20 protein-coding genes are annotated in these 19,875 nt (G+C 66.8%); 9 read left to right on the top strand and 11 right to left on the bottom strand.

All coding sequences use genetic code 11. The features are described from left to right. Positions 1-98: 98 nt before the first annotated feature. The 4 genes from ACZLIF_RS00975 to ACZLIF_RS00960 all read left to right on the top strand — a co-directional run bounded on the left by ACZLIF_RS00975 (position 99) and on the right by ACZLIF_RS00960 (position 3,406). Entirely contained in the window at positions 99-1,085 is a 987-nt protein-coding gene (locus tag ACZLIF_RS00975) for an MDR family oxidoreductase (RefSeq protein ID WP_128989274.1), read from the top strand. 26 nt (positions 1,086-1,111) lie between these two features. Then, entirely contained in the window at positions 1,112-1,897 is a 786-nt protein-coding gene (locus ACZLIF_RS00970; RefSeq protein ID WP_128989272.1) for an SDR family NAD(P)-dependent oxidoreductase, read from the top strand. A gap of 561 nt (positions 1,898-2,458) precedes the next feature. Then, positions 2,459-2,830: a hypothetical protein gene (locus ACZLIF_RS00965; protein WP_065174145.1), complete on the top strand. Its 372-nt coding sequence runs from the start codon at positions 2,459-2,461 to the stop codon at positions 2,828-2,830. A 96-nt stretch (positions 2,831-2,926) separates the two neighbouring features. After that, positions 2,927-3,406, top strand: coding sequence for a YybH family protein (locus ACZLIF_RS00960; protein WP_128989270.1), 480 nt, complete (start codon positions 2,927-2,929; stop codon positions 3,404-3,406). 151 nt (positions 3,407-3,557) lie between these two features. Here the strand turns inward: ACZLIF_RS00960 and ACZLIF_RS00955 are convergent, their stop codons facing one another. The 5 genes from ACZLIF_RS00955 to ACZLIF_RS00935 all read right to left on the bottom strand — a co-directional run bounded on the left by ACZLIF_RS00955 (position 3,558) and on the right by ACZLIF_RS00935 (position 6,641). Then, on the bottom strand, positions 3,558-4,583 hold the full coding sequence (locus ACZLIF_RS00955; RefSeq protein WP_053518041.1) for an NAD(P)H-dependent glycerol-3-phosphate dehydrogenase: 1,026 nt from the start codon (positions 4,581-4,583) through the stop codon (positions 3,558-3,560). A 19-nt stretch (positions 4,584-4,602) separates the two neighbouring features. Beyond that, positions 4,603-5,121: a protein-export chaperone SecB gene (gene secB, locus ACZLIF_RS00950; RefSeq protein ID WP_004153553.1), complete on the bottom strand. Its 519-nt coding sequence runs from the start codon at positions 5,119-5,121 to the stop codon at positions 4,603-4,605. A 100-nt stretch (positions 5,122-5,221) separates the two neighbouring features. Further along, the gene (locus tag ACZLIF_RS00945) at positions 5,222-5,659 is read right to left on the bottom strand and encodes a rhodanese-like domain-containing protein (RefSeq protein WP_053518043.1); all 438 of its coding nucleotides are present in this window, start codon (positions 5,657-5,659) and stop codon (positions 5,222-5,224) included. A 56-nt stretch (positions 5,660-5,715) separates the two neighbouring features. After that, positions 5,716-6,141, bottom strand: a complete 426-nt coding sequence (locus ACZLIF_RS00940; protein WP_053518045.1) for a hypothetical protein — start codon at positions 6,139-6,141, stop codon at positions 5,716-5,718. Between the two features lie 32 nt (positions 6,142-6,173). Next, a complete protein-coding gene (locus ACZLIF_RS00935) occupies positions 6,174-6,641 on the bottom strand; it encodes a YiiD C-terminal domain-containing protein (protein WP_111186510.1) in 468 nt (155 codons plus the stop codon). A gap of 35 nt (positions 6,642-6,676) precedes the next feature. Here ACZLIF_RS00935 and ACZLIF_RS00930 point away from each other — a divergent pair, with 35 nt between their 5' ends. From ACZLIF_RS00930 to ACZLIF_RS00920, 3 genes are all read left to right on the top strand, one after another. Next, a complete protein-coding gene (locus tag ACZLIF_RS00930) occupies positions 6,677-7,483 on the top strand; it encodes a uroporphyrinogen-III synthase (RefSeq protein WP_128989268.1) in 807 nt (268 codons plus the stop codon). A 104-nt stretch (positions 7,484-7,587) separates the two neighbouring features. Next, on the top strand, positions 7,588-8,577 hold the full coding sequence (locus ACZLIF_RS00925; protein ID WP_128989267.1) for a uroporphyrinogen-III C-methyltransferase: 990 nt from the start codon (positions 7,588-7,590) through the stop codon (positions 8,575-8,577). Further along, positions 8,574-9,884: a heme biosynthesis HemY N-terminal domain-containing protein gene (locus ACZLIF_RS00920; RefSeq protein WP_053518053.1), complete on the top strand. Its 1,311-nt coding sequence runs from the start codon at positions 8,574-8,576 to the stop codon at positions 9,882-9,884. The genes ACZLIF_RS00925 and ACZLIF_RS00920 overlap by 4 nt, the downstream gene beginning before the upstream one ends. 118 nt (positions 9,885-10,002) lie before the next feature. On the opposite strand, the gene ACZLIF_RS00915 is transcribed toward ACZLIF_RS00920, so the two are convergent. Continuing rightward, a complete protein-coding gene (locus ACZLIF_RS00915; protein WP_111186508.1) occupies positions 10,003-11,298 on the bottom strand; it encodes an acetyl-CoA C-acetyltransferase in 1,296 nt (431 codons plus the stop codon). A gap of 93 nt (positions 11,299-11,391) precedes the next feature. Between ACZLIF_RS00915 and ACZLIF_RS00910 the strand changes: the two genes are divergently transcribed. Then, the gene (locus ACZLIF_RS00910) at positions 11,392-12,279 is read left to right on the top strand and encodes a hypothetical protein (protein ID WP_128989265.1); all 888 of its coding nucleotides are present in this window, start codon (positions 11,392-11,394) and stop codon (positions 12,277-12,279) included. A gap of 151 nt (positions 12,280-12,430) precedes the next feature. On the opposite strand, the gene ACZLIF_RS00905 is transcribed toward ACZLIF_RS00910, so the two are convergent. The 4 genes from ACZLIF_RS00905 to ACZLIF_RS00890 form a co-directional block, all read right to left on the bottom strand. Next, on the bottom strand, positions 12,431-13,051 hold the full coding sequence (locus ACZLIF_RS00905) for a superoxide dismutase family protein (RefSeq protein WP_065174141.1): 621 nt from the start codon (positions 13,049-13,051) through the stop codon (positions 12,431-12,433). Between the two features lie 32 nt (positions 13,052-13,083). Further along, the gene (locus tag ACZLIF_RS00900) at positions 13,084-13,650 is read right to left on the bottom strand and encodes a superoxide dismutase family protein (RefSeq protein WP_053518061.1); all 567 of its coding nucleotides are present in this window, start codon (positions 13,648-13,650) and stop codon (positions 13,084-13,086) included. Between the two features lie 93 nt (positions 13,651-13,743). Next, positions 13,744-15,192 carry a nitrogen regulation protein NR(I) gene (gene ntrC / locus ACZLIF_RS00895; RefSeq protein ID WP_065174140.1) on the bottom strand — a complete coding sequence of 483 codons (1,449 nt, stop codon included), beginning with the start codon at positions 15,190-15,192 and terminating at the stop codon, positions 13,744-13,746. Further along, complete coding sequence (locus ACZLIF_RS00890) at positions 15,185-16,246, bottom strand: two-component system sensor histidine kinase NtrB (RefSeq protein WP_053518064.1); 1,062 nt, start codon at positions 16,244-16,246, stop codon at positions 15,185-15,187. Before ACZLIF_RS00890 ends, ntrC begins: the two co-directional genes overlap by 8 nt. Positions 16,247-16,630: 384 nt before the next feature. Here ACZLIF_RS00890 and ACZLIF_RS00885 point away from each other — a divergent pair, with 384 nt between their 5' ends. Continuing rightward, on the top strand, positions 16,631-18,457 hold the full coding sequence (locus ACZLIF_RS00885) for an ATP-binding protein (protein WP_005407583.1): 1,827 nt from the start codon (positions 16,631-16,633) through the stop codon (positions 18,455-18,457). Between the two features lie 169 nt (positions 18,458-18,626). Here ACZLIF_RS00885 and chrA read toward each other — a convergent pair whose 3' ends face one another. Then, positions 18,627-19,826: a chromate efflux transporter gene (gene chrA, locus ACZLIF_RS00880; protein WP_005407582.1), complete on the bottom strand. Its 1,200-nt coding sequence runs from the start codon at positions 19,824-19,826 to the stop codon at positions 18,627-18,629. Between the last annotated feature and the right edge of the window lie 49 nt (positions 19,827-19,875).

Raw genomic sequence — 19,875 nt, 5'->3', positions numbered from 1 at the left:
ATAGGCACACGGATGATAGTAAGGGCGATAAATGTACGTTCTTACGAACATCGCCGAGCACGCCTATATTCGCACCACACACACCCCAAGGATACGCCGTGTCATTCAGTGCTCTGGTCTCCGACCGATCCGCAGACCGTCCGGTCACCACAGACGTTCAGCAGTTGGAAGAGTCTTCATTGGGAGATGATGCCGTCACCGTACGGGTGGCGTGGTCCAACCTGAACTACAAGGATGCGATCGCCCTGGCCGGCATGCAGATCATCCAGAAGTTTCCGCTGATTCCAGGCATTGATTTCGCCGGCACGGTCGAGTCTTCGGCAGACCCGCGCTTCAGCGCGGGAGACACGGTTGTGGCAACGGGCTGGGATCTCAGCCAGACCCACCATGGCGGCTTCTCGCAGCTTGCTCGAGTTCCGGCCGACTGGCTGGTAAAGCTTCCGGCTGCCATCGACGCACGTTCGGCCATGGCAATCGGAACCGCAGGCCTCACGGCCATGCTCAGCGTGCTGGAAATTGAACGACACGGCGTCAAGCCAGGCGATGGGGACGTACTGGTCACGGGTGCATCGGGTGGTGTCGGATCCGTCGCCGTGGCCCTGCTATCCGATCTGGGCTATCGAGTTGTGGCGTCTACAGGCAAAGCAAGCGAGGCGAACTATCTGAAGTCGCTGGGCGCTGCTGACATAATTGATCGCTCGACGCTGTCCGCAGAGGCTCCCCCGGTTCAAGCCGAGCGTTGGGCGGCTACGGTAGACGCGGTTGGCGGCCGTACTCTGGTCAACGCCCTGGCGCAGACGCGGTATCGCGGTATCGCCACTACCTGCGGGTTCGTCGGCGGGCGCGAGCTGCAAGGTACGGTTCTGCCCTTCATTCTGCGCGGAGTGACCCTTGCCGGTATTGATTCCGTCCGCGCACCGGCTGAACTGCGCGAGCAAGCATGGCGGCGGCTTGCCGCTGACCTGGACCTGGCCAAGCTGGCATCAACCACCCGGGAGATCAGTCTGGGCGATGTTCCGGCTGCCGCCGCGCAGATGCTTCAAGGCAATTCGAAAGGCCGTACCTTGGTCGATGTCAATCGCTGATGAATCACTCCAATCAGGATAAGACGATGAGTTCCCAATCTGTTGCACTCGTCACTGGCGCCTCCACTGGAATCGGAGCGGTGTACGCGGACCGCCTCGCGCGTCGCGGCTACGGCCTGGTACTGGTCGCGCGCGACGCACAACGGCTCGGCTCGCTCGCCGATGCGCTTCGGGCTGAGACCGGCGTGCCGGTGGAGATCATCTCCGTTGACCTGACGCTGCCGGAAGGGCTTGCCGTGGTCGAAGCACGCATCGATCAAGGTGATATCGGCCTTGTGGTGAACAATGCCGGTATGTCACTCAAAGGCGGAATGCTCGAGAACGAGCCGGCAGCGCTGGAGAGAATCATCGCGTTGAATGTCACCGCACCGACCCGCTTGTGTGCTGCGGCGGCCCGCGCGTTCCTGCGCAGAGGCGAAGGCGCGATCATCAATCTGTCGTCCGTGCTTGCACTGGCGCCAGAGATGTTCGAAGGCGTCTACAGCGGGACCAAGGCCTATCTATTGAATCTCAGTCAAGCGCTGGCGGCGCAACTGGGGCCTCGCGGAATCTACGTCCAGGCAGTCCTGCCTGGTGCGACCCGCACGGAACTCTGGGAAAAGGCAGGGCGGAGCATGGACGAGTTTCCACCTGGCTTCCTGATGGAGGCTGATGCGATGGTCGATGCTGCGCTGGTGGGCTTCGACCGCCGAGAAACGGTCACCATCCCTCCGTTGCCCGACGAAGCACAGTACCTGGCCCTTCAGCAGGCCCGCCTGGCAATGGCGCCCAACCTCTCACGCAGTGAGGTCGCCGCTCGCTACCTTCGCTGAGAGGACGCACCGATGACTGACTCAGCGGATCTACGCATGGATGTCGACGCAGTCGGAAGCACGTCATGGCGAGCGCGACTCTTGCGTTCTGACGAAAGCCGCGCAGGCGATCTGCGCTCGTCTCACCTGTCGCAATCGTCCAGGTTTCGTGGCGCCCTTAAGCACTCAAGCACGACTCGTGTCGCAGATTCCCCGAACGCGTGAGGCCCTTGCGCCATCAACGTCTGCGACTACTTAACCGTGTGCGAGGATGCTGAAAGCGTCGAGCATCGTGGGTTGAATACAACTCGGCTCATTGGCGTTGCGCAGTGACACAGGTACAGATGCGGTGCCACCCCAAAAGGTGGCCGGGCATCGAAAACCCGTGGAGTTGCTTGATTACGGTTGCCAGCCGGTGTCACCTCGTGTGGTGCCGGCTGGCAACGCGTCCGCCGGCCATGGCGGGCGGAGCGTGGAGGCCTTGTGCCTGCCGGCCTAGCAACCTCCCGGTTTTCGAGCCACGTCTCCGCCCGCCACCTTTATCCGTGGCGGCTACCGTCTGTCCTGCACGGAGCCTCATCAATGACCACACCCGAGTTTCCCCCTCCGCATTCCGACAGCGCGCCGGCCAACGATGCCGATGCGACCCCCCAACAGTCCCCGTCCGACCCCAACACCTTCATCGCCACGCTGAAACGGATCGGCAGCGGCGCAGCCGCCGATGGCCTGCCCTGGCCGGAACGCCATCCGCTGCCTGGCCGTCAGCTGGCGCTGGCCGATGCCGACTGCGCGCACGCCGGCCTGCGGGTGGCGCTGGAGATGCTGCTGGCCGCCGAGCGTGTCCGGCAGAACGGGCCGGAGGAGCAGTACGTGGGCGATCGCGTGATGGAAGGACTGGTGATGGCCTGCCTGTCACTGTCAGTGCAGGCCGGCACCTTGCTGCGTCCGGGCTGACAGGGACGTTTCGCGCACCCTCGGCCGCGTGATCCGGGGCCGGCCCGTGTGGTTATTCTTGAGGCCAGGCTTCTGCCACTGCCCGGGACTCTTCGCATGCGCCGACCCTTCCATGCCGTGCTCCTTCTTGCCACCGTGCTGCTGGCCGGTCCTGCCCTCGCGCAGCACGCCAGCAGCGCACCGCCGCCCACTGGACGCCTGCCCGACGTGGCACTGCCTGCGGCACTGGATCGGGTGCTGCGCGACTACGAGCGGGCGTGGAGCGCCGGCGATGGCAAGGCACTGGCGGCGCTGTTCGCCGAAGACGGATTCATCCTGCAAAGCCACCAGCCGCCGGTGCGCGGGCGCGACGCGATCGCGGCCGCCTACGCCGGACAGGGCGGAAGCCCGCTGCGCCTGCGCGCGCTGGCGTACGCGGTGGACAGGAGCACGGCCTACATCATTGGTGCCTACACGTTTGGCGGCAACGTCGGCGATACCGGAAAGTTCACGCTGACGCTGACGCGCGCGGGCGATGGACCCTGGCTGATCTTCTCGGACATGGACAACGGCAACGCGCCGCCACGGGCGCGGTGATCGGGCGTTGCAGTGGATCCACGCCATGCGTGGATATGCTGCGCGCGTGATGCCAAGCAAGCTTGGCACCGACCAGAGCCTGTGTCCGGTCCGGCACCCGCATGGGGTACTCCCTGATGACAAAACCCCGGCGCATGGCCGGGGTTTTCGGTTACTTGAACAGCGTGTCCGGATACTCCGGCTTCTGTTCGCGCGCCAGCAATGCGCGCAGGCCTTCTGCCGGGGTCTGCTCGCCGTGCAGTACGGCGCGTACGCCATCGGAGATCGGCAGGTCGATGCCGTGTCGGCGTGCCTGACGCATCACCTCATCGGCCGTCTGCACCGATTCAACCACCTGCCCGATCTCGCGCACGGCATCCTGCAGCGTCTGCCCGCGGCCCAGGGCCAGGCCCAGGCGGCGGTTGCGCGACAGGTCGCCGGTGCAGGTCAGCACCAGATCGCCCAGGCCCGCCAGACCCATCAGGGTTTCCGGCTTGGCACCGATCGCCGCGGCCAGCCGCAGCATCTCGTTGAGGCCGCGGGTGATCAGGCCGGCACGGGCGTTGAGGCCCAGTTGCATGCCATCGGCAACGCCGGTGGCCACGGCCAGCACGTTCTTCATCGCACCCCCCAGCTCGGCACCGACCATGTCGTCGCCGGTGTAGGCACGGAACGCCGGGCCATGCATCGCTTCGGCCACGGTCTGCGCGAACGCCGGCACGTCGCCGTGCACGGTGATCGCGGTGGGCAGGCCCTGGGTGACTTCCTTGGCGAACGACGGCCCGGTGACGACAGCCAGCGGCACGTCCTCGCCGAGGATCTCGCGCGCGACTTCATGCAGGAAACGGCCGGAGCCGGGCTCGAAACCCTTGGTCGCCCAGGCCACGCCGGCACCGGCCGGACGCAGCGGCGCCAGCGCGCGCACGGTCTCGTTGAACGCGTGCGACGGGGTCACCACCAGGATCCAGGCGGCACCGTGCACCGCCGACGCCAGGTCGGTGGTGGCATGCAGGCTGTCCGGCAGCGGGATGCCCGGCAGGTAGCGCGGATTCTCGTGGCGCTGGTCGATGGCCTCGACCACGGCGGCATCACGCCCCCACAGCACGGTCGGATGACCGTGCCGGGCGAGCAGGCTGGCCAGCGCGGTTCCCCAGGAACCGGCGCCCAGCACGGCGATCTTGTCAGCGGTAGTGCTCATCCGTGACGTCGCGGCGGATTCAGGCGTTGCCGGCCGGCTCGGAGTCAGCCAGCGACGGTGCGTCGCCCTGCTCCTGGCGCTGGCGCAGGGTTTCTGCGTACAGGCCTTCGAAGTTGATCGGCTGCAGGAAGAACGGCGGGAAGCCGCCGGCCTGGATCAGATCGCTGACCAGCTGGCGCACGTACGGGAACAGGATGTTCGGGCACTGGGTGCCGAGCAGCACGTCGATCGACTGCGGGTCCAGGCCGACCAGGCCGAACACGCCGGCCTGCTTCACTTCGGCCACGTAGGCGGTGCGCTCACCGGCCTGGCAGGTCAGGGTGACGGCCAGCACGACTTCGAACGCGTTCTCACCCAGGCGCTGCACCTGCTGGTTCAGATTCAGCTGCAGCTCCGGCTGCACCTGGTCATTGAAGATGGTCGGTGCGTTCGGCGACTCGAAGGAGACGTCCTTGACGTAGATCTTCTCGACGGTGAAAGCGGGGCCGGTAGCGGCATCGACCGGCGCAGCGGCGCCGTTGGTGATCTCTTCGGACATTTCCAGTAACTCCAGGTGAATGCAATGAAAACTAGGGTCGAATTACTGCGATGGGGGCGGCATCAGGCCCATACAAGGCCGGATCCGCCACCTGCGGCAATCAGTTGCGGCCCTTGACCAGCGGCAGTTCGGCCTGCTGCCAGGCGGGAATGCCGCCCTCGAGCACGAAGACCTTTTCGAAACCGGCCTTCTTCAGCGCCTTGGCGGCGGTTTCCGATGCGTTGCCGTTGCGGCACACCAGAACCACCGGCGCCTGCTTGGCGCTGGCCACGAGCTTGTGCTCCGGGCCGAACGCGCTGGCCTGCGCATTGCGGCTGCCGGCGATGTGGCCCTTTTCGAAGTCACCGCTGGCGGACAGGTCCACCACCACCGTGCCGCCCGCATTCATCAGCTGGGTCAGTTCGGCGGGCTTGATGCCCTTGAAGCCCCGGAACAGGCGGCGGATTTCGGTGACGATGAGGGCCACGGTCAGGCCGACCAGGGCCGCGGACAGCATCGGGTTTCGGCCTGCAAAGGCCAGCAACTCTTCGTAATTCACTCAGGTCACGGGTCGATAAGCGGGCGCCGATTGTCGCACAAGCCGGACGCGGCCCGTCACTGCCCCTGCCACAGATCCGGCAGGCCGCCGGCCTGCCACCAGCGCTTGGCCTCGGCATCCCAGCGCCACCGCTCGGTCACCACCACGGTGCGCTCGGCCTGGGTGTTCTGGTTGATGACGCCGATTTCCACCCGGCGCTCGACCTGGCCATCAGGAAGCGAGGCGCTGCTGCGCTCGCGGTAGGAGGACACCCGCAGCTGTGCATAACGGTTGAGCTCGAACTCGGTGGGCGGCTTTTCCTTGCGCAGCACCGGATCCAGGTAGCCGATGGCGTCGTCCATGCTGCCCCAGCGGATCGTCGCTCCGTAGGCGATCTGGGTCTCTTCCAGCATCTTGCGCTGCTTGCGGCTCAGCTCGTCGGCACCGGCCATGGCGCTGACCAGCAGCAGGGAACACAACAGGATCTGGATGAGGCGGCGCATCAGGGGTTTCCGCAGGGCGTCAGCCTGCCATCCTACCCTTTGGCGAAGGCAACGAAGCGACCGCTGAACTCGGCAGCGGCCCGGCCGTCGGCGGCCGGCTGGGTAGCGATGATGCTGATGCGGGCCTTGCGACGCTGGCGGAAGGTGGCCAGGAAGGTGTCCCAGGCACCGCTTTCGGCCGCCTCGGCATGCGCGTGCAGGTCTTCGTAGACCGGTGCCAGGTAGCGCAGGTTGCTGTCGGCCACGTAGACCTCGGCGTCGTGGCCGGCCAGGCGCAGGCGCAGGCTGACCAGCGCCCAGCCGGACAGGGTCAGCACCGAGGCCAGGCTGCCGCCGAAGGCGTTGCCCTTGTCGTTGACGTTCGCCGTCAGCGGCGCGGTGATGCGCAGCACGCCATCGGCATAGCCGTCCAGGCGGATCTGCATGGCACGGACCGCAGGCATGCAGTCCAGCACCTCCTGCAGGGAGGCCAACGAGGAGCTCAGGGCATCAACGGACATCGGAGCAGCAACCACGACAACGGCGGGCCCGCATAATGCAGGCAATGGATGACCATACGATACCCACTGGCAGCGCGTGCCGCGGCGCGGGCTGGACGCTGATCTCGCTGCGTCCGCAGGGCCAGCATGCGGCGCTGCGCCGCGCCGTTGCTGGGCTCGGCGGGCAGCTGGTGGCGCTGTCGCCGTGGCGGCTGCAACGCTTGCAGGGCCCTGCCGTGGTGCGCCAGCTGCAACGCGCGCTGAACTGCGATCGGGTGGTGTTCACCAGCCCCGCAGCCGTCACGGCGGCTGCCGCGCTGCTGCCGCTGCGCCCGGCGCAGCACAGCCCGTGGCTGACGGTCGGCGAGGGCACCGCACGCGCGTTGCAGGCGCACGGCATCAGCGAGGTCCACGCGCCGCAGCGGATGGACAGCGAGGGGTTGCTGGCCCTGCCGGTACTGGCGGCGGTACAGGGCCTGCGGATCGGGCTGGTCACCGCGCCCGGTGGCCGGGGCCTGATTGCCGCCCGGCTGCAGGCGGCGGGTGCCAGCATCGAACGTGCCGATGTCTATCGGCGCCAACCACTGCGCCTGTCGCCTCACGCCCTGTCACGGCTGGGAGAGTGTTCTGCGCCCTGGCTGATGGCGGTCAGCAGCGGTGAAGCCCTGCAACGTGTGTGGGAGCAGCTGTCGCCGCAGTGGCAGCAGCGGCTGCAGGCCCATGCCACCGCGCTGGTCGCCAGCGAACGGCTGGGCGTGCAGGCGCAGGCGCTGGGCCTGCGGGTGGTACGCAGCGCGGGGCCGACCACCCCGCAGTTGATCGCCGCTGCACACACCACGCTCACCGGGCCGGCAGCGACCTGAACAGGGACGTGGGTCACGCTTGCCGCTGTCGTCGGCAACAGGGATGCTGTGCCTGACGCTGCCTGCCGGAACCCTTCCGGCGACGCCGCCGACAAGGAAGCCTGATGAACGACACCGCCCCCGTTTCCCCACCCCGCCGCTCCCTGCGCTGGCTGCTGCTGCCGCTGGCGGTGGTGGCCGTGCTCGGTGCAGGGGGCTATGCCGGTTGGCGTTTCTGGCAGCAGCAACAGCATGAGCAGGAAGCACAGTCGCGGACGATGGCGGTGCAGTTGCAGGGCCTGGAGGCCACGCTGGATGCGCTGCGTCGCGACCAGCGCGCAACCAGCCAACGCCTGCAGGACGCGGCCGCAACCAACCGTGTGCTGCGCGACGAGATGCTGGGCCTGTCGCAGCGCAGCGCGCTGCTGGAGGAAAACCTCGCCAAGCTCGCCGACAGCGCCAACCAGGGCCGGCAGGCCGTGCAGCGCGACGAGGCCGAACTGCTGCTGGCCCAGGCCGCACAGCGCTTGAACTACGCCGACGATGTCGAAGGTGCCCGCCGTCTTTATGCACAGGCCGCGACCGCGCTGGCCGCGCTGCCCGACAGCGAGGGCCTGAACCTGCGCCAGGCGCTGGTACAGGAGCGCGATGCCCTCGATGCGTTGGGTGCCGGACCCCGCGTTCAGGCGCTGCAGCGACTGGATGCGTTGGCCGGCGCCCTGCAGGGGCTGCCGACCCAGGTGGCCAGTACGCCGGCCGGCGACCAGACGCGACCGTGGTGGCAGGCCGCTTTGGCGCCCTTCGTCGATATCAGCCCGAGCCGCCAGAACGGTCCGCTGACCGCCGCCGAACGGCGCAACGCCGACGATGCACTGCAACTGGAACTGACCCTGGCCCGGGCGGCGATCGAGCGCGGCGACCGTGCCGGCCGTGACGCCGCGCTGTCGCGCGTGGAGCAGTGGGCACAGCGGCGCTGGCCGGATTCACCGGCCCTGCGCGCGCAGCGTGCTGAACTGCAGGCCTTGCGCGAGCTTCCCTTGCAGACCAGCAACACCGTCCTAGGCAGCACCCTGCAACAGCTGCGCACCCAGACCGACCGGAGGCTACCCGAATGAAACCCCTGCAATCCCTGGTCGTGCTGTTGCTGGCCGTGGCCATTGGTGTGGTCGCCGCGCAATGGCTCGGCACCGACGATCTCAACCGCTACGGCGAAGTGATTCTGCGCTATGGCGGCTACGACTATCACAGCAACCTGCCGAAGGTGGCGCTGCTGACTGTGATTGCAGTCCTGGTGCTGTGGCTGCTGTGGAGCCTGATCGCCGCACCGTTCCGTGCGTGGGGCCGCTACCGCCGCAAGCAGGGCCGGGTGCGCCTGATCGATGGCCTGCAGGCTTACGAGCACGGGCAGTGGCAGCGCGCGGAAAAGCTGCTCGACGGCGCCGCCAAGGATCCGGAAGTGAGCGCGGTGGCGCTGGCCAATGCCGTGCGCAGTGCACAGGCACGTGCTGACGCCAGCGCAGGTGAGGCGCTGCTGCAGCGGCTGGGTGAATCCGATGCCACCCTGCAGGCGCTGCTGCGCGCCGAGCAACTGCTGGCGCGCGACCTGCCGGTGGACGCGATCAACGTGCTGGACGTGGCCGCGATCCAGCCGCTTCCGCCGCGTGGCCTGTGGCTGCGCACCGAGGCACTGGCCCGCGCCGGTCGTGCGCACGAAGCGTATGGACAGCTGGGCGCCCTGCGTCAGAGCAAGGTGCTGCCGGCCGAATCCAACAGCGAACTGGAAGCGCGCCTGGCCGCGCAGGCGCTGCTGGAAGCGGCCGACGTCAATGCGTTGGCCGCGCAGTGGGAAGCCACGCCGAAAGCGCTGCGGCCGACCCCCGACGTGGTGGGCGCCTATGCCAGCCGCGCGGTGGCGCTGAACTGGGACGAGCCGGCGCTGCTGGCGCTGGAGCACGCCCTGGACCAGCGTTGGGACGACGAACTGGTGGCCCTGTATGGCCGCCTGCCCGCCGAACGCCTCGCCACCCGCCAGGCCAACCTGCAGCGCTGGCGCAACGTGCATGACGATTCGGCGGCGCTGCGCCTGGCACAGGGCCGCGTCGCTCTGGCCCAGCAGCAATGGGACGCTGCCGATACGTTCCTGCACGAAGCGATCGCCAGCGGCGCCGGTGCCCCGGCCTGGGAAGCGCTGGGTGAGCTGTTCGCCCAGCGGGGTGAACATGCCCTGGCTGCACAGTGCCTGGCCAACGCGCTGCGCCTGCAGCGCGGCGAGGACAGTGTGGCGCTGGTGCGCACGGCAGGGGCCGGTGCCGATGAAGTGCCGCCGCGCGCCACCGTGGAAGATCTGCCGACGGTGCCGCAACCGCCGGTGTACAACGCCAACGAAGAGCGCGACGAGTTCGGCAACCCCCGTCTTCCCTGACCGGTGCAGTGCCGGCGAAGGATCGGCACCCCACCGGGTCCGCAACGAAAAAGCCGCCCATCCGGGCGGCTTTTCCATGTACAGCCTTCTGCAGCGATCAGCGATCAGCGATCAGCGATCAGCGCTCGACGATCGCCACCACGCCCATGCCGCCTGCCGTGCAGATCGACACCAGCGCGCGGCCGCCGCCGCGTTCGGCCAGCTGCTTTGCGGCCGTGGCGATCACACGCGCACCGGTAGCGGCAAACGGGTGACCGGTAGCCAGCGACGAGCCCAGCAGATTGATCTTGTCCGGATCGATGCGGCCCAGCGGTGCCTCCAGGCCCAGCCGGTTGCGGCAGTAATCCTCGCTCTCCCACGCGCGCAGGGTGCACAGCACCTGTGCGGCAAACGCTTCGTGGATTTCGTAGATGTCGAAGTCCTGCAGAGTCAGGCCATTGCGCTTGAGCATCTCAGGCACGGCCACGGTCGGTGCCATCAGCAGGCCTTCGCCGTGCACGAAATCGACGGCCGAGACATGCGCATCGCGCAGGTAGGCCTGCGGCTCGTGCCCGTGGGCGCGGGCCCATTCCTCGCTGGCCAGCAGCACCGCCGCGGCACCATCGGTGAGCGGCGTGGAGTTGGCGGCGGTCAGGGTGCCGCGGCCGGACACCTTGTCGAACGCAGGCTTCAGCGTGGCCAGCTTTTCCAGCGAGGTATCCGGGCGCAGGATGTTGTCGCGCTCCACGCCGCGGAACGGCGCGATCAGGTCGTTGAAGAAGCCGCGCTCATAGGCGGCGGCCAGCTTCTTGTGCGAGGACACCGCCCACTCGTCCTGCGAGTCACGCGAGATGTTCCATTCCTTGGCCATGTCCTCGCAATGATCGCCCATGCTCTTGCCGGTGCGCGGTTCGGCCACGCCCGGGAACTCGGGCTTGAGTTCGGAGAACTTGAAGCCGGAGGTCAGCGCGCGGATCTTGTCGCCGGTGCTCTTGGCGCGGTTGGCGGCCAGCAGGCGTGCACGCAGCTTCTTGCCGTACACGATCGGCACGTCGGAAGTGGTGTCCGACCCGCCGCCGATGCCCGATTCGATCTGGCCCAGGGCAATCTTGTTGGCGACGGTGATGATGCTGTCCAGCGACGTGCCGCAGGCGCGCTGCAGGGTGATGCCCGGGGTGAGCGGCGACAGTCCGGAGGACAGCGTGGCTTCGCGGCCCAGGTTCCAGTCGCTGGAGTGCTTGATTACCGCACCCATCGCCACTTCACCCAGCTGCTGGCCGTGCAGGCCGAAGCGTTCGACCAGCGCACCCAGCGTGCGTACCGACATGCCGAGGTTGCCGACATCCGAATACGCGGTGTTCTGGCGGCAGAACGGAATGCGGACGCCACCGAGAATGGCGACGGGACGAGCGTTGGGCATGGAGATACCTGGCATGGATGAGGGTGTCTGCAACATGGCCTGCACGACAGAGCAGGCATAATGGGGCCAAGTGTAGCTGCCGCCCTGTGATGGGCCAACCGTGGAACCATGAGCAAACCCGACCCCGCGATGAATGCCCTTGGCGTGCTGGCCCTGGAACTGGCCGGCGGCGAGATCCCCCGCCAGGCGGTACTCAGCGCAGACCAGGCCGGTGAACTGGCCGAGCGCGTCGGCCGCGACCTGTCCAAGCTGGTGCCGGCCGTGGCCGAGCTGGACCTGGTCCTGGCCGCCGCCCATTTCGACCCGGCCGAAGTGCTGCGCCCGGGCTGGCCGATCCATCGCCGTCTGGAAGAACTGCAGATGCGCGCGCCGGGCCGCAACCAGGGCCCGCGGCTGCTGGCCTTCGGTACCGATGCCAATGGCGATGTGCCGCTGCCGTTCCAGGCCGATGCGACGCTGGTGGGTGGCGGCCTGCGTGTGCTGCCGTTCCTGCTGACCGGCAGTGATGTGGCGACCACCCGTGCGGTGGCCGATGCGTTGGAAGAGGTGCTGCTGGCCAATGGCATGGCCCATGCCGATACCGCGCTGATGGCGCAGAACAGTTTCGGTGCCCGCATCGAGCATGCGCGCTATTTCACCGTGAACGACCTGGCCGCGATGATGTCGATGCAGTACGACAACCAGGGCCTGGCCGCGCTGTGGCCGTTGATCGAGACCGCGATCATGGCGCCGGGCGAGGATGAATGGCTTGAGGCCGCACCGGAGCCGTTGCTGCGCTACAGCCATGGCGAGGCGCGCATGGCACTGTTCGATCCGGCCGGCTGGTGCGCCCACTACAGCCATGACAGTGGCGACTGCGATCGCCTGCAGGGCATCTATGAGCAGTTCCTGATGCGCCAGCGGCAGATGGCGGCAGTGCTGGAAGCACACGGTGTGCCGGTGCTGTTCGTGCATTGCGAGGCGGGACAGGACGCGCGCGAGTTGCTGGCGCGCTGACAAGGGAACGGCGGCCGCGTGTTGGAGAGCCGAGCCCATGCTCGGCTCAGGCCGCCGGAAGAGCAGCCGAGCGTGGGCTCGGCTCTACAGAAAGCGATGCAAAGAAAAACGCCGGCCTGCGCCGGCGTTTTCCAATCCAGCGGGGCTGGCCTTACGGGGCCTTCTGGATCACTGCGCAGGCCAGGCGCGCACCGGCGTTGCCGGTCGGCTGGCTGGTGTAGTCATCCGGATCGGCGTGGACGATCAGGCCACGGCCGATGATGTCGAAATCATCGCCCTTGCCGATGTTCACGTTGCTCGACACCGGGCCATCGATGGTGGCCACGCCCTTGTCGTCGGCCTTGATGTTGGGCATGTCGCCACCGTGGTGCGGATCACTGGCCACGCTGCCATGGTCCTGCTTGCCCGGGTTGAAATGACCGCCGGCGCTGGTGCCGTCCGGCGCACTGCAGTCGCCCTTCTCGTGGATGTGGAAACCGTGTTCGCTGCCGGGCTTCAGGCCACTGATCTGGCCCGTGACGTGCACTTTGCCGTCAACCCGCTTGAAGGTGACGCTGCCCTTGGTCTCGTTGCCCTGGGTGGGTGCCAGCTCGGCCGTGGCCGAGGCATCGGCGGTGGACGCCGGTTCTGCAGCGGGCGCCGGTTCGGTGGTTGCGCTCTCGGCCGGCGCGGCCGGCGGCGTCTCGGTCTGCGGGGTGTCGGCCGGCTTGCCGCAGGCCGCCAGGCCCAGGGCGGCGATGGCCGCGAACAGCGAAGTATGGATCAGACGCATGGATGCTCTCCTTGGAAGATGGCCGGCGGCGATCAGCGCGTCACGCGGATCACGCCGCAGGCGATGCGAACGCCGGCATTGCCGGCAGGCTGGCTGCGATAGTCATCGGCATTGGCATGCACGACCAATGCGCGTCCTGCGATATCGGTGGCGGCGCCTCCGCCCAGAGTAACGCCCTTGAGGTGGATGTCGACGTTGGCGCGGCCCTGGGCATCGGCACGCAGGTTGTCGATGTCGCCCAGGTGATGCGTTCCGGCACCGGCGCGACCGTGCGCGACGCCGCCGGGATTGAAGTGATTGCCCGCACTGCTGGCATCCACAGCGCTGCAATCACCACGCTCGTGGATATGGAAGCCTGCCTGCTGCATCGGCTGCAGGCCACCGACCAGGCCGGTGATATGTACGCCTGCCGGTTCGACCTTCAGCACCAGCCGGCCACTGACGATGCTGGCCGACGCCGGGGCCAGATTCGCCTCGGCCTGCTGTGCGGTACTGGTCACGACCGGCGGCGGTGGCGTGGGCTGCGGCTTCGGCGTACTGCCACACGCGGACAGCAGCGCGGCGGCGGACAGCGGAAGAAGGGCAGGTAACAGGCGCATCGAAGACTCCTTGCAGGTGACACTACGGACGGCATCGTCCATGAGGGATCAACGGTTCGGCAAGCGGATGCGAGGATCGCGTGCAGGGACCGTTCAATGGGGGCCGCGGCGGCGGCCTGCGCCCAGCTTGCGGGTCAGCGTGTTGCGGCCCAGGCCCAGCCGCGCCGCTGCTTCCGCGCGGCGACCGTGGGTGATCTGCAGGGCAGCGTCCAGCAGCGCGTGATCGACACGCTCGCGCACCTGCGCATGCAGCCCTTCCACGCCCTCCGCCAGTTGCCGCCGCGCCCACTCCGACAGCAGCGCCTCCCACTGCCCCGGGTCGGTGCCGCCGGTGCTGCTGCGCCGGGTGCGTGCCCGGTTGAGCGCGGTATCCACGTCGGCCACGCCGATGGTGTCGGCGGCGGCCAGTGCGGCCATCCGCCAGCACACGTTCTCCAGTTCGCGCACATTGCCCGGCCAGTCATGCTCGCGGAGCGCCTGCAGTGCAGCGGCGGTCAAGCGCTTGGTCGGCGTATCCAGCCGGCGTGCGGCCGCCGCCAGGAAGGTGGTGGCCAGCTGCGCGATGTCCTCGCGGCGCTCACGCAGCGGCGGCAGCTGCAGGCGCACCACGTCCAGGCGATGCAGCAGGTCGGCGCGGAACAGCCCCTGCGCCACCCGTCCTTCCAGGTCCTGGTGGGTCGCTGCGATCACGCGCACATCGACACGGATCAGTTCGCGACCGCCGACACGGAAGAACTCGCCCTGCGCCAGCACGCGCAGCAGGCGCGTCTGCAGCGGCAGGGGCATGTCGCCGATTTCATCGAGGAACAGGGTGCCACCGTCGGCCTGCTCGAAGCGGCCGATGTGCCGGCGCTGTGCGCCGGTGAATGCACCGGCTTCATGGCCGAACAGTTCACTCTCCAGCAGCTCGGCGGGAATGGCGGCGGTGTTCAATGCCACGAACGGGCCCTGCGCACGCGGCGATTCGCGGTGCAGCGCGTTGGCCACCAGCTCCTTGCCGGTGCCGGTTTCACCGGTGATGAGCACCGCCAGCGGCGCCTGCGCGAGCCGGCCGATGGCGCGGAACAGCGCGCGCATCGGCGGCGTATCGCCAACCAGCTGCGGCGACGGGTCGGCGGAGGCCTCCGTGGCTGGTACCGGCGCGGCCAGTGCCGGCGCGACCGCCGGCAGCACGCGCTGGGCCAGCGCCACGGCATCATCCAGATCGAACGGCTTGGACAGGAATTCGTGCGCGCCGCCGCGGAAGGCGCCCGCCGTGCTGGCGACATCGGTGTAGGCCGACATCACCACCACCGGCAGCTGTGGCAAGGCAGCCTTGAGCTTGTCGAGCAGCACCAGGCCGTCATCGCCGGGCATGCGCACATCGGTGAACAGCAGTGCGGGCGGAGACCCCTCGGCCAGCGCCTGAAGGGCGGCGGCGGCGCTGTCGAAATCATCGACCCGGTAGCCCGCCTCGCGCAGCGCGGTGCACAGCACGAAGCGCACGGCGCGGTCATCGTCGACCACCCAGATCCGCTGGGGTGAAGGGGACGCGTCAGACATCGCGCGGGGCCTCCTCGGCCGGAACGGTGCCGCTGCCGATCGGCAGCAGCAGGGTGAATACGGTATGGCCGGGCCGCGAGCGGTAGGTCAGCGTGCCGCGATGCTCGCGCGCGACCTGCTGGGCCAGCGCCAGGCCCAGGCCGGTGCCTTCGGCGCGACCACTGACCAGGGGCAGGAACAGGTGTTCGGCCAGCTCCTCGGGTACGCCGCGACCGTCATCGGCGATCTCCAGCCGCAGCGCCAGCGTATGCAGCCGCTCGGCAACCCGCGCACCATGCTCCACGCGCGTGCGCAGGGTGATGGTGCCCGCGCCGGCCTGGATCGCATTGCGCACCAGGTTCCACACTGCCTGGGTAAGGCGGTCGGCGTCACCATCCAGCTCGGGAATGCTGGGGTCGTAGTCGCGTTGCAGGCGCACCGCCCAGCCCGCTTCGTTCTCGGCCAGGCGCAGCACCCGCTCCAGTGCTGCATGGATGTTCAAGGCGGCATGCGGTGCGGCCGGCGCCGGCGACAGCAGCTGGTCAAGCAACCCGTTGAGGCGTTCGATCTCCGAACCGATCAGTTCAATCAGTTCGCGCTCGCTGGCATCGCGCTGTGCGGCACGGCGCGCCAGCAGCTGCGCCGCGCCTTTCAGGCCGGCCAGCGGGTTGCGCAGTTCGTGGGCCAGGCCCTTCAGCGCCGCGCTGAGTGCGCTCGGCAAGGCCTGGGTGGGGTCAAGCCCGGGGAACTCATCGACCGGATGCGCCTCCAGCAGCCAGCCGCCATCATCACGGCGGCTCATCCAGCCTTCGGCGAAGCGGGGTGCCTCTCCCGGTACCGCCAGTGCCAGCCGGTGCAGGCGCAGGCTGTCACGCTCGTCGCGGGCCAGGAAGTGGGCCAGCGCCTCTCCCTGCACCTCCAGCGCCGCCAGGGGCTGGCCCAGCAGGCGACGGCCGCTGACGCCCAGCCAGCGGCCGAAGGCCGGATTGCAGCCGGTGATGCGACCGTCGGCAGCGGCCCAGGCCAAGGGGGTACCCAGGGCATCGAGGGAAGGTGGCGGCGCGGGGTCGGACATTGCACCAATGTAGTGCAAAAGCGTGGCAGATGCGTTCCTTCCGCGGCCCGGAGCGCTGGACGCTTTGGCAAAGTCAGTGCTGTAGGCACCAACTATGGCGAATCGCATGAGTACGAACTATGCCGAACTGTAGTTTCAGGGCGGGTTCCCAGATTCGACAGTTCAGGGCACTGCGGAACCAGATGAGAGCGTACGCCTGTTTGGCCAGCCACGAACGCATTCGTGAGAATGAAGCGTTAAGAGTAGCGGACCATCTTAGGTGCCGAAGGCTAGCACCCTTGCTCAGGCCCTCAGATTGCCTCGGTTGCCGCTTCCCCAGCCTCGAGGCACTATCCAGTGGCGGCCGGCTTGGCTGCATGGAAGGCGCTCAGGGGGAGCGAAGATATGCGCTTGGAAGCAATCAGCATTACCAACTTTCGTTGCTATGGGGATGAGATCCGGGTCGAACTGGACGACTTGACTACTTTTGTCGGCCGGAACGACATCGGCAAGTCAGCGATTCTGGAAGCGCTGGAAATATTCTTCAACGCAGACGTGGTGGCCATGGAGCAGGGAGATGCTCATGTTCACAGCGTAGACAAGACCGTTTCGATCACGTGTGAGTTCTCGGAGCTTCCGCCAACACTGACGTTAGACGCGGGGGCAGATACCACGTTGGCCGATGAGTATCTTTTGACCTTGGACGGCCGGCTGAAAATTCGTAAAACCTACGACTGCACCAGCAAGAAGCCATCCGCAGAGGTGCTGGTGCTTGCGTTTCACCCCACTGCGGCCAATTACGACAACCTGCTGGAATTGAAGGAGAAGGAGCTCCAGAAGAGGGTGAAGGACCTTGGCTTGGCGGTTGCATTGAAGGGCAACCCTGGCATGCGCCGCGCACTTTGGGCGGCCGCTGGCGACCTCAAGCTTCAAGAGGTCGCGATCGCGGTCGGCAAGTCCAAGGAGGACGTCAAACGTATCTGGGACCAGATTGAGCCTCACTTGCCGATGTTCGCTCTCTTCCAAAGTGATCGGAGCAGTCGGGACTCGGACAGCGAGGTCCAAAGCCCGATGAAGGCAGCCGTCGCTGCGGCCATTGCAGAGGTCCAAGATGACATCGCTCGAATCCAAACAAAGGTTCGCGAGAAGGCCGAAGAGATTGCGAAGAACACGCACAGAGCTTTGACCACGATTGATCCCAACCTTGCCAGCGAACTTACACCAGAGTTCAGCCCTCCCACCGCCGCCAAGTGGCAGGGACTGTTTTCGCTCGGCCTGAACACCGACGATGGCATACCGTTGAACAAGCGAGGCAGCGGCGTCAGGCGGCTTGTGCTGGTGAGCTTCTTCAAAGCCGAAGCGGAGCGACGGCTCAAAACCAGCACCAAGCGCAGCATCATCTACGCGATCGAGGAGCCAGAGACGGCTCAGCACCCCAGCAACCAACGGATTCTCATCGACTCCTTCAAGGTATTGTCAGAAGACCCCGGCTGTCAGGTTGTATTGACCACTCACAGTCCCGGATTTGCCTCGGCGCTACCCCAGCAGAGCATTCGTTACATCTCTCGCCACTCCGACACGAAAAAGCCGCAGGTTGAGTCGGGGGTCGACGTGTTCGGTAAGGTGGCTGAAGCATTGGGCGTAACGCCTGACAGCCGGGTCCAGGTACTAGTGTGCGTCGAAGGTCCAACCGATGTACTAGCCTTGAAAGCCCTTTCCAAAGCGCTCCACGAGGTCGACTCCAACCTGCCAAATCTTTCATCCGATGAGCGACTGGCATTTGTTGTCCTGGGCGGTGGAACGCTGGAGCACTGGGTCAATCACCACTACCTGCGGGGCCTAGGCAAGCAGGAGGTGCACATCTACGACGGCGATGTCCCGGCATATGCCCTAAGCGCGCAGCAGGTCAATGACCGTGGGGACGGGTCATGGGCTGTCGTCACAACCAAGCATGAGATTGAGAGCTACTTGCACAAGGACGCAATTGCGCTCGCGTTCGGATTTGAGATTGAAGTCACTGATCACCCCATGGCGGGCAAAGCTGTTCCAAAGGTCTTCGGGGAGGCTTTTGTCGCCCACGCCGGCGTAGGCAGTCCGCTTAAAGACTCCAACGCCAAGAGAAAGTTGGCTCAGCATGCGTTCCCTTGCATGACAGCAGCCATGTTGGAAGAGCGTGATCCCGATGGCGAAGTTCGTGGTTGGATGCGTCGGCTAGGCGAGATGTTGGCTTAAATGCCCCTTTGGGTCGGAAACTGGCCTTCGGTACCCCCGATAAAAGTCCATAGACCCAGTATTGGATATCTGCTCCCCAAGGCTAAGCTTTGGGCAAATGCCCCCTTTCGGCCAGAAGCGGACGTCAGGTTGCGCTGCCGAGCCGCTCTTGACCAACCTGGCGGCGTTGTCACGTCATCGCCCAACCCGCCACGGCAGCCAGCAACACGACCAGAACCGGCGGAGCACGCGCAACGACCAGTAGCCCAAACGCAACCAGTGCCATCGCGACATCCCATCGGTCATGGATCGCGCTGGTCCACACCGGGTCATACAACGCCGCCAGCAGGATGCCGACCACCCCGGCATTGACGCCTGCAATCGAAGCTTGGAGATCCTTGCGGTGGCGCAGGGACTTCCAGAACGGCAGCACCCCCACGAGCACAAGAAAGGCTGGCAGGAAAATGACCACCAACAGCGCAAGGCCTCCTGCCCAGCCACCGAGCGACCCCTCGGCTATAGCCCCCAAGTAAGCCGCAAAGGAGAAGAGAGGGCCCGGCACCGCCTGCGCCGCACCATATCCGGCGAGCAGATCCGCCGTGCTCACGGAGCCGCTTTGGACAACCGCGGTCTGCAGCAACGGCAGCACGACATGGCCGCCGCCGAAGACCAGGGCGCCAGCGCGGTACACACCCTCCAACAGCACGGCCAAGGGGGAGCCGCTAGCCACCGCCCACAAGGGCAGCAGAACAAGCGGCAGGACCAGTAGCACCAGTGCCACCGTGCCGGTTCTTCGCGAGACGGAATAGCCGCCGTCTAATTGGCCGGAAGCCGGTTCGATATTCAGTACCCAGCGACCGAGCAGTCCGCTGGCGATGATCACCACGATCTGGCCGGCGACCGAGGGCATGGACAAGGTCAACACAGCCGCGAAGACCGCCATCGCTGCCCGTAGACGATCCGGGCACAGGGATCGGGCCATTCCCCATACTGCTTGGGCCACCACTGCAACTGCCACGATCTTCAGGCCATGCAGCCAGCCGGATTCAATGATGGCCTGGTATTTGGCAACGCCCAAAGCGAACAGGAACATCAGCACGGCCGACGGCAGCGTAAAGCCGGCCCAAGCGGCCAACAGGCCAGGCCAGCCGGCGCGACGCAAGCCCAGCGCCATGCCTACCTGGCTGCTGGCCGGGCCTGGCAGTAGCTGGCACAGGGCCACCAGATCGGAGTAGCTACAGTCCGTCAGCCAACGGCGGCGTTCGACGAACTCGAGGCGGAAGTAGCTCAGGTGGGCGATTGGACCGCCAAACGACGTCAGCCCCAGTCGCAGGAACACTAGGAAGACGCGCCATGCGCTGTCGCTTGTCGTGGGATTCAGCGCCCGCATGGGGCATGACCTCCTGTGGTTCTCAGCGGTGGCAAGCCCAGCCTGGCAA

The organism is Stenotrophomonas sp. 2201_Sma, assembly GCF_056486685.1.
This window is presented reverse-complemented; position numbering and strand designations above follow the sequence as displayed.

Bases quoted from the DNA above. Each gene is read 5' to 3' on its own strand.
- ACZLIF_RS00915 (WP_111186508.1), bottom strand. From the start codon at position 11,298: ATGCCAGGTATCTCCATGCCCAACGCTCGTCCCGTCGCCATTCTCGGT.
- secB (WP_004153553.1), bottom strand. From the start codon at position 5,121: ATGTCCGAAGAGATCACCAACGGCGCCGCTGCGCCGGTCGATGCCGCT.
- ACZLIF_RS00910 (WP_128989265.1), top strand. From the start codon at position 11,392: ATGAGCAAACCCGACCCCGCGATGAATGCCCTTGGCGTGCTGGCCCTG.
- ACZLIF_RS00965 (WP_065174145.1), top strand. From the start codon at position 2,459: ATGACCACACCCGAGTTTCCCCCTCCGCATTCCGACAGCGCGCCGGCC.
- ntrC (WP_065174140.1), bottom strand. From the start codon at position 15,192: ATGTCTGACGCGTCCCCTTCACCCCAGCGGATCTGGGTGGTCGACGAT.
- ACZLIF_RS00925 (WP_128989267.1), top strand. From the start codon at position 7,588: ATGAACGACACCGCCCCCGTTTCCCCACCCCGCCGCTCCCTGCGCTGG.
- ACZLIF_RS00940 (WP_053518045.1), bottom strand. From the start codon at position 6,141: ATGCGCCGCCTCATCCAGATCCTGTTGTGTTCCCTGCTGCTGGTCAGC.
- ACZLIF_RS00960 (WP_128989270.1), top strand. From the start codon at position 2,927: ATGCGCCGACCCTTCCATGCCGTGCTCCTTCTTGCCACCGTGCTGCTG.
- ACZLIF_RS00900 (WP_053518061.1), bottom strand. From the start codon at position 13,650: ATGCGCCTGTTACCTGCCCTTCTTCCGCTGTCCGCCGCCGCGCTGCTG.
- ACZLIF_RS00970 (WP_128989272.1), top strand. From the start codon at position 1,112: ATGAGTTCCCAATCTGTTGCACTCGTCACTGGCGCCTCCACTGGAATC.
- ACZLIF_RS00955 (WP_053518041.1), bottom strand. From the start codon at position 4,583: ATGAGCACTACCGCTGACAAGATCGCCGTGCTGGGCGCCGGTTCCTGG.
- ACZLIF_RS00920 (WP_053518053.1), top strand. From the start codon at position 8,574: ATGAAACCCCTGCAATCCCTGGTCGTGCTGTTGCTGGCCGTGGCCATT.
- ACZLIF_RS00905 (WP_065174141.1), bottom strand. From the start codon at position 13,051: ATGCGTCTGATCCATACTTCGCTGTTCGCGGCCATCGCCGCCCTGGGC.
- ACZLIF_RS00935 (WP_111186510.1), bottom strand. From the start codon at position 6,641: ATGTCCGTTGATGCCCTGAGCTCCTCGTTGGCCTCCCTGCAGGAGGTG.
- chrA (WP_005407582.1), bottom strand. From the start codon at position 19,826: ATGCGGGCGCTGAATCCCACGACAAGCGACAGCGCATGGCGCGTCTTC.
- ACZLIF_RS00885 (WP_005407583.1), top strand. From the start codon at position 16,631: ATGCGCTTGGAAGCAATCAGCATTACCAACTTTCGTTGCTATGGGGAT.
- ACZLIF_RS00930 (WP_128989268.1), top strand. From the start codon at position 6,677: ATGCAGGCAATGGATGACCATACGATACCCACTGGCAGCGCGTGCCGC.
- ACZLIF_RS00890 (WP_053518064.1), bottom strand. From the start codon at position 16,246: ATGTCCGACCCCGCGCCGCCACCTTCCCTCGATGCCCTGGGTACCCCC.